Here is a 12,685-nt window from a genome sequence, read left to right on the forward strand (position 1 = left end):
CGGTTCGACCCCGCCCGGCCGGACGGTCGGCCTCGCCGGGAACCGCAGCCCTGGCCAAGCCGCCGCTTCCGCCGGAAACCGACCGGACGAACAGGACAACGCCGAGCGGCCGGATTCGGGCAGGACCAACCCCGCGGCGAGTGCGTCCAGCACCCGGCACGCGGCGGGCCGACACCCGGCGAGCTGCCGGAGTTGTGCCAACCGCACCAGGCTTCACCAGGTTTTTTCAACAAAGTGTTGACACTCGGCGGGCTGCGGTCGTAGCTTTTGCCGCACCGGAGCTCGTGACCGGCAACCGCAGCACAGCCCAGGCATGCTCGGACTCTCGTCCGCCGCCTCCGCCAATCCCGGAAACCTCTCCGGGACGCACATCCTGTGAGAGTTTGCGATGCCAACAACCACCGAAACGGACCGGCTGAACGGCCTCCCCCGAGCGGAACTCGTTCAGCAGCTGCTCGCCTGCCTGGACATCCCCCGCTGGGCAGCCGACATCGCCGACCGGCGCCCATTCGCCGACGTCACCGCCGTCTACCAGGCCTCCGACGCCGCCGCACCGGAGCTGACCCCCGAGGAGATCAACGGCGCGCTCGCGGCACACCCCCGAATCGGCGAGCGCGCCACCGGCGAGGGCACCCCGGCCACGTTCTCGCGCAACGAGCAGTCTGGGGTCGGCGGCGGCGACGCCGAGCTGGCCCGCGCGCTGCGCGAGGGCAACGAGGCCTACGAACAGCGGTTCGGGCACGTGTACCTGGTCTGCGCCAGCGGCCGCAGCGGTGCGGAGCTGCTGGCGATCCTGCACTCCCGACTGGACAACGAGCCGGAAGCAGAGCTGCGGATCGTCACCGACGAACTCCGCAAGATCGCACGTCTGAGATTGGCAAAGGTGATCGAAGGATGAGTGCCGTCACCACCCACGTGCTGGACGCCGCGCAGGGCACCCCCGCCGCCGAGGTCGCGATCCGGCTGGAGGCCGCCAAGGGCCCCGAAGACCCGCTTGCGGGGTCGAGCATCGACACTGCCTGGAGCTCGATCGCCTCCGGCCGCACCGACGACGACGGCCGGATCAAAGATCTGGGCCCGGACCGGCTGGACGCCGGGGACTACCGGCTCACCTTCGAGACCGGCGAGTACTTCGAGCGCCAAGGCGTCGCGACCTTCTACCCGCAGGTGCAGATCACCTTCCGGATCGCCGACCCCGAGCAGCACTACCACGTTCCGCTGCTGCTGAGCCCGTTCGCCTTTTCCACTTACCGAGGGAGCTGATCACCGCATGGGCATCGTCATGGGCCCCAACCAGTACGGCAAGGCGGAGGTCCGCATCGTTTCGGTGAACCGGGACAACGCGCGCCACACCATCAAGGACCTCAACGTCAGCTCCTCGCTGCGCGGCGACCTCGATGCCGCCCACCTCACCGGCGACAACGGCAACGTGCTGCCGACCGACACGCAGAAGAACACGGTCTACGCCTTCGCGAAGGAAGCGCCGATCGGCGAGATCGAGGACTTCGCGCTGCGGCTTGGCCGGCACTTCGTCAGCACCGCGGACGGCATCGCCGGTGCGCGCATCCTCATTGACGAGTACAGCTGGGAACGGATCCCGGTCGGCGGCACCGGCCACGACCACTCCTTCGCCCGCGCAGGCGACGAGAAGCGCACCACCGCGGTCACCATCGACGGCGACCGGGCGCACATCGTGTCCGGGCTGAAGGACCTGGTGGTGCTGAAGTCCACCGGTTCGGAGTTCTGGGGCTATCCCAAGGACAAGTACACGACGCTGGCCGAGACCAACGACCGGATCCTGGCCACCGCGGTCACCGCCCGCTGGCGCTACCTGCACACCGACGTGGACTGGGGCAAGAGCTTCGGGTCGATCCGCTCGACGATGCTGGAGGCCTTCGCCACCACGCACAGCCTGGCGCTGCAGCAAAGCCTGTACGAGATGGGCAAGTCCGTGCTGGAGAAGCACCCGGAGGTGGGCGAAGTGCGGCTGTCGCTGCCGAACAAGCACCACTTCCTGGTCGACCTCGAGTACTGCGGGCTGGAGAACGACAACGAGGTGTACTTCGCCGCGGACCGGCCGTACGGCCTGATCGAGGGCGTCGTCACCCGCGACGACGTCGAGGAAGCACCGCAGGCCTGGTACAGCCTGCCGCAGTTCTGATCTTTCACGGCAGTTTTCGACCGCCGGACCTCCCCGACGCACGAGGAGAGGAGAGCCGGAAATCGAGGATCATCGCTGATCCTGCAGTTGGGGCCGCCGTCGAGCAACCGCCGTGACCAGGCCGTCATCGGCAGTGGTCCGACCAACGACCGCTACCGCTGACGAGTCCACTGCTGGGCCGAATTCGCGAATGGCACAAAATTCTCGACCGCGCGCCCGAATCCAGGAACAATGATCAATGCACGCGCAGCCGCGCGGGCACCGACCGATCCGGGAGCGCGGGCCGATGGACCTTTCGAAGCTTTTCAAGATGGTGTCCCCTGCGAAGCACCATTCGCACGGGCACTCCAGCAGCGGCGGAAACCGCCGCCGGCATTCCAGCAGCGGTGGGCACCGCCGTCGCTACGACAGCAGCAGCGGGCACGGCCACCGCCGGCACCGCTCGCGCAGCAGCAGCCACGGCCACTACCGCCGTCGCAGCCACAGCTGACGCCGCACAATCGGCTTCCTTCGGTGCTGATCGATTCGTTGAGCTCCTACTACTACGGCGAACCGGACCAGGGCTGGGGACCGTCCGAAGCGCCGCTCGCGCCGGGCGAAGCACTCGCGCCCGGTTACCGGGTCGTGGGCCACTTGCGCCGCGGCAGCCGGCTCGACGTCTACGACGTTTGGAGCGAGGAGCGTTCCTGCCGCTGCGTCGCCAAGACCGTCCGGCCGGAGCGCGCCGCGGACGAGCGCGCCGTGGGTTGGTTGCGCAACGAAGGCGTGCTGCTGACCCAGTTCGCGCATCCGCACCTGGTTCGCGGCTACGAGATCGTGCAGGCGGAGCGGCCGCTGCGCCCGGTGGTGATCACCGAGACGCTCCCCGGCCACACGCTGGGTTTCCTGATCGAGGAATTCGGTCGGCTGCGGCCGATCGACACCGCGGTGCTGGGCATCCAGCTGTGCTCGGTGCTCGGTTACCTGCACCGCCGCGGCTGGGTGCACCTCGACGTGAAACCGTCCAATGTGGTCGAGGTCGGCGGGCGGGCGGTGCTGCTCGACCTGAGCCTGGCCTGCCGGATCGGCGAGCGCAGCTCGGCCGGGACGTTCGACTACCTCTCCCCGGAGCAGGCCGGTGGCGGCGAGATGACCCCTGCGGCCGACACCTGGGGCTTGGGCACCACGCTGTACGAGGCCCTTTCCGGCACCACGCCGTGGGCGGAGGTCTCGCACCGGCAGCGCAGCAGCAACGGCACCCGCTACTACCCGCAGCGGGACACCACCGCCGCGCCGCTGCGAACCCACCGCCGCCTGCCCGCGGCGCTGTCCCGAACGGTCGACGCGTGCCTCAGCCCGGACCCGAAGTCCCGCCCCGCGGTCGCCGAGGTCGCGGACCAGCTGATCGCCTGGTCCGGCATGAATCCGGAAACCATCGACGCCTGACCTACCGGATCTCCTTGCGCGGCAAGGCGAAGGCCAACAGGCCCCCGGGCACCATCCCCGCCGCCGCCGGTTACCTCGTCGCCGTCCCCGGGGACGCCAGCTGCTGACCAACTCGGCGACGGCAGCCCTCGACACCGCGCGTCCCGGGAGTGGCTTCGAGGTGAGGACGCGGACCGCATGAGATCGATCGACCGAGCCTTCGAGAGCTATAACCGGCATTCACAGGAGTCTCGCAGGACTGGCCTCGGCGGGATCAGCGCTTGCGGCGGAAGGCGATCGCGATGGCGACCAGGGCAGTAGCGAGCGCCAGCTGGCCACCCCAAACGATCTTGTTCACGTTGACGGCCGCGTGCCAGGCGACCTTGCCGTCGGCGGAGATCGAAAACGCGCCGACCGGGCGGGCTTCCATGCCGATGCCGAAGCCGCCGTCGTCGTGGGGCCGGTGGCGCCCGCCGCCGGATCGAACACTGGCCACCGGCAGCAAAGTGGTGTCGCCCTGCTGCACGGGTTCCCCGAAGACCTGGCGCTTGCCCAGCCGCTCGGCCAACGTCTCCAGGATTTCGCGTCGGACGCCCTGCTCTTCCATGACCTTCTCCTCAACGATGCCGTGGTACTGACCCGACGCTAGCCGGTACGCCGACACCGCGCCGCACAGTTTTCCCATTACCTGCGGGGTAATCGACGCGACTCGGGAAGGCAGCGAGACTCGTAGCAGTTCCGACCGAGAGGAAAACACCATGACCTTCAGGAAAACCGTCGACAACTTCCTGCAGGCCCTGGCCGGCGGCGACCCGGACGCCATCGCCGCGCTGTTCGTGGAGGCAGTCGCCTGGAAGATCGCCGGATCGCCTGCGGTGCCGTGGATCCGGCTGCACGACCCGCGCGGACGTCGCCGGGTTCTTCCGCACGATGCTGGGCGGTTTCGTCCCGGGGGCGCGCGGCGAACATCGGCCACATCCTCGTCGAGGGGGCCGCACGCAGTGATCCTGAACGCCGACTTTCAAGCCCCTGCGCCGGGCGGCGACGACAGCCGGGTCCCGCAATTTCCATTGAAATCGAAGGTCCTGAGGTTTCGCGGTTATGCGGCGGTGGGGGTGCTGGTCGGGGGACCGGTCGGGTTTTGATCAGGTGTGTTGTGACCTGCGCTGATCGTTGTTATTCGGGCTCGGCGGAAGGCGATGAGCATGTCGTCGATGCTGATGTGGGTCTTGCGGCGGTACCAGGGTCGGCCGGCGTGGGCGATGGCCAGGTCGGTCACGGCGTTGCCGTGCTGGGCGTACCAGAGGATAAGGATGGTCAGGCCCAGCATGGTGAAGGGCACGCTGCGCTGCACGGCGGCGGGTACCCGGTTGGCGGTCTCACCGGTGCCGAGGAGGGTTTTACAGTCCTTGATCGTTTGCTCGATCGACCAGCGGTCGGCGTAGCGGGCGATGAGGGCTTCGCCGGTGGCGGTGGTGTCGGTGGAGACCACAGCGATGTCGTAGGGCTTGGTGGAGTCGGGGGTTTTGACCAGCACCACGACCACCGGGGTGGTGTACAGCGATCCCCACCACAGACACGGGATCACCGCGATCAGCACGGTGTCGGTACTGCCGTAGCGGCGCACCCGGGTGCGCCGCCAGGTGGCGGTAGCGGCCAGGTCCGCGGGGGTACCCAGCCGGTCGCCTTTGAGCCGGGGGCGCCCGCGCCGGCCGGTGCGCGGCGGGCGCGGGCCGTACAGCACGGCGTTGGAGGCCAGGCGGGTGGTGAAGGTGACCTTGGCCGGGAACGGGGTGCGCCAGGCCGGGCCACGGTAGGCGGCATCGACGACGACGTCGATCTGGCGTCCGGGAAACGCTGCCGCCACAAGCCCTACCAGTTCCCGCGCGAGATCGGGTTTGGAGATCCCGGACTTGTTCTTGGGGATGTACAAGCGAAACAGCACCGGCAGGCACACCTGGCGTGCCATGAACGGCAGTGTCACGATCAGCCCGGCGACCACGAAACAGTTACCGCGGCCGATACCGTCACGGCCTTTGGCCGAGCCGTCGTGCTGCCAGAACACCCCGTGGGTCTTGGAACCGTAGCGGTGGAACAGTGTGTCGTCGATGCCGACCCGCAACGGCCGGCCGTCATCGACGAGACGGGCCACCACCAGCCGGGCCAGCGCCAGCCCCAGGGCGTCCGGACTCCAGCGGGCATCGGAGAAAAACCGGTGCGCCCGCGCGTGATGCGACACCCCCGCCAGCCCCGCCGCGCCCCACATCCCGGTCACCGTCCGCGGGCCCGTGGCCGCCAAAAGCCCCGTCACCAGCTGCGTGAACGTGATGAACGTCGGCGCGGTGAACACCAACCGCACCCCCTCCAGCACAGACAGTAAGGACGCGAGTACGGTTCCAGCAGGAAGCATCGGCGAATCTCCCCATCAGCGGGCGGTTAGTAGCACGCCGATGCTTCCGCTATCTCCGGCCCCGCCACCCCACCCGACACCAAGATCAACCGATCGTGTCACCACCAAAACTGCGAAACCTCAGAAGGTCCGATTTCCATTGAAATCGAAGGAGTTGTCCACAACCTCCGGTGTGTCGGGGGCCGACACGCCGGTGGACCGCAGTTTCAATGGAAACTGCGGAGAGGAGGTGACCGGCGAACGGCGTCCTCCACCCGGCACCTGATCGGGATCAGAGGCGACCGAGCTTGCGGATCTCCGGTTCCGCCAGGCCCGTCATCTCCTTGACCTCGTCCGCGTCGGTGGCGCCGTTGTCCAGCGCCCGCACGAAGGACGCCGCCAGCGCTCGCGCCGTCGCCGGCTCGTCCAGCACCGCGCTACCGCTGGCCGACACGTACGCCGACAGCCGCGCCGCCTCGGCGGGAGCCGAGTCGCGGAAGGCCGCGAAAACCGCCGCGTAGCGGGTCACCAACTGCGCCGGGTGCAGATCCCAACCCTGGTAGAAGCCGTGCTCCAGCGACCGGCGGGTGAGCCCGTAGTGGGTGCGCCAGCCGTGGTGCACCTGGTCGCCGACCGGCAGCACGTTGGTCGAGCCGTCGGACAGGAACACCCCGGTGCCTGCCGCCGACACCTGCATCGCGTGTCGCGCGAAGTCGCAGGCGCGGTGCGCGAGGTGCTGGTGCGCGGCAGTCAGCCCGCAGCTCGCGGTGTAGTCGTAGGTGCCGAAGTGCAGCCCGGTGACCCGGCCGCCGCCCGCGCGCAGGAACAACGGCAGCGCGAAGCGCCCGTGGGAGTCCACGATGGACTGCGTGGTCTCCACCTGGATCTCGAAGCGCAGCGACTTCTCCGGCATGCCGAGCTGCTGCTCGAAGAGCTCCAGCAGCTCGACGAACACCTCCACCTGCGCGGCGTCGACGACCTTCGGGAAGGTGAGCACGAACCCGGCGGGCAGGCTGCCCCACTGCTGCAACAGCGCGGTGAGAAAGACGTCCAGCGTGCGCACCGAGCGGGCGCGCAGCTCGGGGGTGTCGAAGGACTTCACCCGCAGACCGAAGTTCGCCGGCTCGACGCCGTCGCGCAGCCACTCGGCGACCACCCCGGCGGTGCGCTCGGCGTCGGCGTCCTCGACGTCGTCGCCGGGCCGCCCGTAGCCGTCCTCGAAGTCGATGCGCAGGTCCTCCACCGGGGAGTTCTGCAGCTTCGCCCGCACCCGCGGGTGCACGGCCCGGGCGATCTGGTCGCGCAGGCCGAGGATCTCGACGAAGTCCTCGGGTCGGGGCGCGTCCCGGTCGAACGCGGCCAGCGCCTCCCGGCCCCACTGCCGCACCGTCTCGGCGTCGACCTTGTTCGCCGGCACGTAGCAGGTGTGCACCGGCTGCCGGGCCGCGCTCGCCCCCGGGTAGGTGCGGGCGATGTGCTCGTCCACGGCGGACAGCCGGGCGAGCCGCTTCGCGATCTCGGCGGATTCCAGCGACGTTCTGGCCACTTGTGCTCCCTTCGGTCCGACAGCCGGGAGGCGTCCCCGGCTGACCAGCTCGGCTGCAGCGATGGGCCGCGCGTCCACGGCAGTGCGATTTCAATGGAAATTGCGGGTCTGATTTCCATTGAAATCGCGGAGGACGCACGGCCCCGGGCTCACCGCAGCCTCATCACTCAGTCGATCTGCTCGTAGGCGGGCAGCGTCAGGAAGTCGACGAACTCGTCGGCCACCGCCACCTGCTCGAACAGCTCGATCGCCCGGCCTAGGTTGTCGACCGGGAAGCCGTTCTCGGCCCGCAGCTGCTTCTCCGTGTCGGCCAGCACCTCGCGGACCAGGTCCGCGGTGACCTGCTCGCCACCGGCCAGCACCACGCTGTTGTGCAGCCACTGCCAGATCTGCGAACGCGAGATCTCGGCGGTCGCGGCGTCCTCCATGAGGTTGTGGATCGCCGCCGCGCCGTTGCCGCCCAGCCACGACACGATGTAGCGGACGCCGACGTCGACCGCGGCGCGCAGGCCATCGATGGTCTTCTCACCGGGGGTGTCGGCCACCGACAGCAGCTGGTCGGCGGTCACCGAGACCTCGTCGCGGGTGCGGTCGATCTGGTTGGGCTTATCGCCCAGCACCGCGTTGAACTCCTCGAAGCAGATCGGCACCAGGCCGGGGTGGGCGACCCAGGAGCCGTCGAAGCCGTCGCCGGCCTCGCGCTTCTTGTCGTCGTGCACCTTTGCCATCGCGGCCTCGTTGGTGACCGGATCCTTGGTCGGAATGAACGCGGCCATGCCGCCGATCGCGAACGCACCGCGCTTGTGGCAGGTGCGCACCAGCAGTTCGGTGTAGGCGCGCATGAACGGCGCGGTCATGGTGACCGAGTTGCGGTCCGGCAGGACGTACTTGTCGGAGTCGCGGAAGGTCTTGATCACGCTGAACAGGTAGTCCCAGCGCCCGGCGTTGAGGCCGGCGGAGTGGTCACGCAGCTCGTAGAGGATCTCCTCCATCTCGAACGCGGCCGGGTAGGTCTCGATCAGCACTGTCGCGCGCACCGTGCCGTGCGGGATGCCGAGCTCCTGCTGGGCGTGGGTGAACACGTCGTTCCACAGCCGCGCCTCGAGGTGGCTCTCCATCTTGGGCAGGTAGAAGTACGGCCCGCTGCCGCGGCCGATCAGTTCCTTGGCGTTGTGGAAGAAGTGCAGGCCGAAGTCGACGAACGCGGCGACCACGGGCTTGCCGTCGACCAGGATGTGCTTCTCGTCGAAGTGCCAGCCGCGGGGGCGCACCAGCGGCACGGCGTGCTTGACGTCGTCGCGCAGCTTGTAGCGCTTGCCCTCGGGCGTGGTCAGCTCGATCTGCTTGCGCACCAGGTCATAGAGGTTGACCTGGCCGGAGACGACGTTGTGCCAGTGCGGGGTGTTGGCGTCTTCGAGGTCGGCGAGCCAGATGCGGGCGCCAGAGTTCAGCGCGTTGATCGCCATCTTGCGCTCAGTCGGGCCGGTGATCTCGACGCGTCGGTCGGCGATGTCGGCGGGCGGCGCGGCCACCTGCCAGTCGTCTTCGCGGATGTGCCGGGTCTCTTCCAGGAAATCCAGCCGCCCATTCGCGCTGGCCTCGGCGCGGCGCTCCTTGCGGCGGGCGAGCAACTCGTCGCGGCGGGCGCCGAAGGCGCGCTGCAGGCCGGCGACGAACGCGAGCGCTTCCGCGGTGAGGATCTCGTCCCCGCGCTCGACGGCACCGCCGAGCACCTGCACTCCTGCTGGCGTTTCGGACATGAGAAGTCCACCTCTTTCTGCTGCCGGGTTCCAGACGGTGGCTTGATGGCTCACCTTGCCGCGTGGCGGACTGTCGCGCACCCGACGGGCGCGCGGCGGCCGTTCCGCTAGCGGTACGCCCGTTATTTTTCTGCATCGTGGATGTTAGTTTCCATATAGCGTTCGAAGCAACATGAGCTGGCGCACCCACCACCGACTAGACTGCTGCTCAGCCAGCCACAGTGGAAAGGGAGTTCTGCGATGACCACTGGCCCGCAGCGGGCAACTCAGGGCGGAGGGGTGCAGTCGGTCGAACGCACCTTCGAACTCCTGGAACTGATGGCTGATGCCGGCGGCGAAGTCGCCCTGTCCGAGCTCGCCGAGAAGTCCGGCTTGCCGCTACCGACGATCCACCGCATCATCCGCACCCTGGTGAGCAACGGCTACGCCCGGCAACAGCCCTCCCGCCGCTACGCGCTCGGCCCCCGGCTGATCCGGCTCGGCGAGACCGCCAGCCGCGCGCTCGGCTCCTGGGCCCGCCCGTACCTGGCCGAGCTCACCGAGGCCACCGGCGAGACCTCCAACATGGCGGTGCTCGACGGCGAGAAGATCGTCTACGTCGCGCAGGTCCCTTCGCAGCACTCCATGCGGATGTTCACCGAGGTTGGCCGCCGGGTCGACGCGCACGCCACGGCCGTCGGCAAGGCCGTCATGGCCACCATGCCGCCGGAGACGGTGACGCAGCTGCTCTCCCGCACGACGATGCAGCCGCAGACCGAGCGCACCATCACGACGGTCGAGGCAATGCAGGAGGAGCTCGGCCGCATCCGCCAGCAGGGCTACGCGCTGGACGACGGCGAGCAGGAGGTCGGAGTGCGCTGCTACGCGGTCGCCGTGCCGGGCGCGCCGGCGGGCGCGGCCATCTCCATCAGCGGGCCGGAGGGCCGGATGACCCGAATCTCGACCGACGAGGTCATCCCCCTGATGAAGCGCCTGGCCAACGACCTGTCGGCCGAACTAAGCGTCAGCAACACGGCCTGACCGGGCTCACATCCAAGGCCGTCGGCGTACGGCGCCCCTTGCATGTTGACGCAATTTCAATGGAAATCGAAGATCCGATTTCCATTGAAATTGCGTCACGTTGAGGTTCCCGCCGACGCACGACGCGCGAGGCAACCCTGAAACAGGCCTTGCAGCACCGAAAAGCAATCACCGGGCTTGGTGGAGCTGCTTGCGGCGGCGGAGCCACCACACCGCCAGCACGATCAGCGCCGCGATGCCGAGCAGCGGCAGCCCCAGCAATCCCGCTGCCGCTTCCACCTGCTCGTACGCCGCACCCGACCAGGCACCGAGCAGCACCAACGTCGTCGCCCATGCTGCTGCGACCGGGACGTTGCAGATCGTGAACCGCAGGTGAGTCATGCTGGTCCGACCCGCAATCCGGGGCACCAGCGTCCGCACCACGGCGAAGCACTGCGACGCCGCCACCGTCGACTTCGCGCGTCCGTCCAATGCGGACTCCGCCCGCGCGAACCGCTGCTCGCCGAACCGCTTGACCAGTTGCCGCCGCAGCAAACCGTCCCGGCGACCGCGGTAGTAGCCGTGCTGGCAACCGGAAGCCGTCGCGCCGAATGCGCTGATCGCGGCCACCCACACCTCCACGACACCGTGCCCGGCCAACCACCCCAGCGCCAGCACGGTGGCCGAGCCCGGTAGGAAAACCCCGATCAGCAGGCCGGATTCGGCGAACAGCAGCGCCACGGCAACGGCGAGCGCGAGCGGGCCGGGTATTCCGGCCAATAAGTCCGTCACCGAGCGAGCAGTTCAGCGAGACGCGGAGACCAGGTTTCGCCGTGCGGCTCCAGGCTAATCTCGCGGACGTCGTCGTCCCGGCGGCGGATCCGCAGCAGCAGGTAGGAATCCGCGAGCCGCTCGGCGAGGCCCTCGCCCCACTCGACGACCACCGCGGCATCCGTCAGATCCGTGTCCAGGTCCAGGTCGTCGATCTCGTCCAACCCGGCCAGCCGGTAGGCGTCGACGTGCACCAGCTCCGGGCCGTCACCGGATTCCGGTCGGTGCACCCTCGCGATCACGAACGTCGGCGAGGTCACCGCGCCGGTGACCCCCATGCCCGCGGCGATCCCCCGCGCGAGCACGGTCTTGCCAGCACCGAGCGGCCCGTCGAGCAGCACCAGATCACCCGCGCGCAGCGCAGCCCCCAGCCGCCGGCCGAACTCCAGCGTGTCGGACTCCTCCGGCAACTCCACGACCTGCAGGGCAGGGCTCAACTTCCGGTCACCTCCCCATCCCCCGCGGCCCGGCGGATCAGCTCGATCAACTCCTCGGTCACCAGCTCCGGACGCTCCAGCATCACCGGGTGCCCGGCACCCTCGACCCGCACCAGCTTCGCGTCCGGCAGTTCCGCGGCGAGCACCTCGGCATGCGGCGAGAACGGGGTGACCCGGTCGGCATCGCCGCTGAGCACCAGCGCCTCGCAGGTCCGCAGCGCGGCCAGCGCCGTCCTACGGTCGTGCAGACTGATCGTCTCCAGGAAGTCGGTGACCACCTCGACGGTCGTGGCGCCGATCATCTCGGCCATCAGGTCCACGATCTTGGGCGAGACGTCGCGATCCCCGAACGACAGGTTGCGCACCAGGCTCCAGGCCAGCTTGTCGCCGAGCCGGCGGGTGCGTTCCACCAGGCCCGGCTGGAAGTCCGCGAGCAGCGCGAGCCCGCGCGGCACCGGGTTGGCTCGGTGCAGCCACGGCCGGGCGAGCCCGGACGCGCCGACCCCGCCAGCGGCGGTGCCGATCATCGCGACCGCGCGTACCCGGTCGCGGAACAGCTCGGGGCGCTGCTCGGCGAGCGCCATGATCGACATCCCGCCCATCGAATGCCCCACGAGCACGATCGGGCCCCGGCGCGCCGCGGAGCGCAGCACCGCGTCGAGGTCCCTGCCGAGCTGGTCGATGGTGCTGTTCTTCTTGCCGGAGTGGCCGGATCGGCCGTGGCTGCGCTGGTCGAAGAGCACCAGCCGAACCCGCGGCCCCGTGAGCTCCGGCAGGTCCCGGCGCTGGAAGTGCCAGCAGCGGGAGTCGAGCGCGAAGCCGTGCACGAGCGCCACGGTCAGCTCCGCTTCGCCGCCATCGGCGGGCTCGATCTCCTGCACCGACAGCGGAACCCCGTCATCAGCGGCCACAGTGGACTGCCGGTCCGGGCGGAGCCTGCCGAGCGGCTCGTCGGCGTAGGGGTCCTCGACCTTGCGCTGCGCGGCGACCCGCGAGCTGCGCGCGGCAACGCCGACGGCGGCGCCGGTGATAGCGGCACCGAGCGCCCCGCTCGTCCAGGCCAACGCCTGCCACACCGGCTTCACAGCGACTCCACGGTGGCCGAACGTCCTGCTCCGCTTTCCAGCATAGGCATGCCGCTCACGGCTTTCCGGCGCT

General features: G+C 69.2%; 13 protein-coding genes. 6 read left to right on the top strand and 7 right to left on the bottom strand.

Annotated features, from left to right (window positions below):
* The first annotated feature begins 388 nt into the window (after positions 1-388).
* The 4 genes from uraD to ACRXBZ_RS16100 all read left to right on the top strand — a co-directional run bounded on the left by uraD (position 389) and on the right by ACRXBZ_RS16100 (position 3,586).
* Positions 389-898 (top strand): 2-oxo-4-hydroxy-4-carboxy-5-ureidoimidazoline decarboxylase, encoded by a 510-nt coding sequence (gene uraD, locus ACRXBZ_RS16085; RefSeq protein ID WP_433879814.1) that lies wholly within the window; start codon positions 389-391, stop codon positions 896-898.
* Positions 895-1,263 carry a hydroxyisourate hydrolase gene (gene uraH, locus ACRXBZ_RS16090; RefSeq protein WP_433879815.1) on the top strand — a complete coding sequence of 123 codons (369 nt, stop codon included), beginning with the start codon at positions 895-897 and terminating at the stop codon, positions 1,261-1,263. Before uraD ends, uraH begins: the two co-directional genes overlap by 4 nt.
* Before the next feature lie 7 nt (positions 1,264-1,270).
* Entirely contained in the window at positions 1,271-2,161 is an 891-nt protein-coding gene (gene pucL / locus ACRXBZ_RS16095) for a factor-independent urate hydroxylase (protein ID WP_433879816.1), read from the top strand.
* 513 nt (positions 2,162-2,674) lie between these two features.
* The gene (locus ACRXBZ_RS16100) at positions 2,675-3,586 is read left to right on the top strand and encodes a serine/threonine-protein kinase (RefSeq protein ID WP_433879817.1); all 912 of its coding nucleotides are present in this window, start codon (positions 2,675-2,677) and stop codon (positions 3,584-3,586) included.
* Positions 3,587-3,839: 253 nt separating this feature from the next.
* On the opposite strand, the gene ACRXBZ_RS16105 is transcribed toward ACRXBZ_RS16100, so the two are convergent.
* Positions 3,840-4,250, bottom strand: coding sequence for a hypothetical protein (locus ACRXBZ_RS16105; protein WP_433879818.1), 411 nt, complete (start codon positions 4,248-4,250; stop codon positions 3,840-3,842).
* 73 nt (positions 4,251-4,323) lie between these two features.
* Here ACRXBZ_RS16105 and ACRXBZ_RS16110 point away from each other — a divergent pair, with 73 nt between their 5' ends.
* A complete protein-coding gene (locus ACRXBZ_RS16110; protein ID WP_433879819.1) occupies positions 4,324-4,710 on the top strand; it encodes a nuclear transport factor 2-like protein in 387 nt (128 codons plus the stop codon).
* On the opposite strand, the gene ACRXBZ_RS16115 is transcribed toward ACRXBZ_RS16110, so the two are convergent.
* From ACRXBZ_RS16115 to aceB, 3 genes are all read right to left on the bottom strand, one after another.
* Positions 4,665-5,975 carry an IS701 family transposase gene (locus tag ACRXBZ_RS16115; RefSeq protein ID WP_433878414.1) on the bottom strand — a complete coding sequence of 437 codons (1,311 nt, stop codon included), beginning with the start codon at positions 5,973-5,975 and terminating at the stop codon, positions 4,665-4,667. The genes ACRXBZ_RS16110 and ACRXBZ_RS16115 overlap by 46 nt on opposite strands.
* Positions 5,976-6,246: 271 nt before the next feature.
* The gene (locus ACRXBZ_RS16120; protein WP_433879820.1) at positions 6,247-7,500 is read right to left on the bottom strand and encodes a DUF6986 family protein; all 1,254 of its coding nucleotides are present in this window, start codon (positions 7,498-7,500) and stop codon (positions 6,247-6,249) included.
* A gap of 167 nt (positions 7,501-7,667) precedes the next feature.
* Positions 7,668-9,260, bottom strand: a complete 1,593-nt coding sequence (aceB, locus tag ACRXBZ_RS16125) for a malate synthase A (protein WP_433879821.1) — start codon at positions 9,258-9,260, stop codon at positions 7,668-7,670.
* Between the two features lie 240 nt (positions 9,261-9,500).
* Here aceB and ACRXBZ_RS16130 point away from each other — a divergent pair, with 240 nt between their 5' ends.
* Complete coding sequence (locus ACRXBZ_RS16130; RefSeq protein ID WP_190820825.1) at positions 9,501-10,280, top strand: IclR family transcriptional regulator; 780 nt, start codon at positions 9,501-9,503, stop codon at positions 10,278-10,280.
* A gap of 168 nt (positions 10,281-10,448) precedes the next feature.
* Here ACRXBZ_RS16130 and ACRXBZ_RS16135 read toward each other — a convergent pair whose 3' ends face one another.
* Genes ACRXBZ_RS16135 through ACRXBZ_RS16145 form a run of 3 tightly spaced genes read right to left on the bottom strand, consistent with a single transcriptional unit; the run spans position 10,449 to position 12,612 of the window.
* On the bottom strand, positions 10,449-11,051 hold the full coding sequence (locus ACRXBZ_RS16135; protein WP_168585462.1) for a DedA family protein: 603 nt from the start codon (positions 11,049-11,051) through the stop codon (positions 10,449-10,451).
* Positions 11,048-11,527, bottom strand: coding sequence for a tRNA (adenosine(37)-N6)-threonylcarbamoyltransferase complex ATPase subunit type 1 TsaE (tsaE, locus tag ACRXBZ_RS16140; protein ID WP_433879822.1), 480 nt, complete (start codon positions 11,525-11,527; stop codon positions 11,048-11,050). The genes ACRXBZ_RS16135 and tsaE overlap by 4 nt, the downstream gene beginning before the upstream one ends.
* On the bottom strand, positions 11,524-12,612 hold the full coding sequence (locus ACRXBZ_RS16145) for an alpha/beta fold hydrolase (RefSeq protein WP_433879823.1): 1,089 nt from the start codon (positions 12,610-12,612) through the stop codon (positions 11,524-11,526). The genes tsaE and ACRXBZ_RS16145 overlap by 4 nt, the downstream gene beginning before the upstream one ends.
* Positions 12,613-12,685 lie beyond the last annotated feature (73 nt).

Origin of the sequence: Saccharopolyspora hattusasensis (assembly GCF_050972075.1) — a bacterium.
Taxonomy (GTDB): Bacteria; Actinomycetota; Actinomycetes; order Mycobacteriales; family Pseudonocardiaceae; genus Saccharopolyspora; species Saccharopolyspora hattusasensis.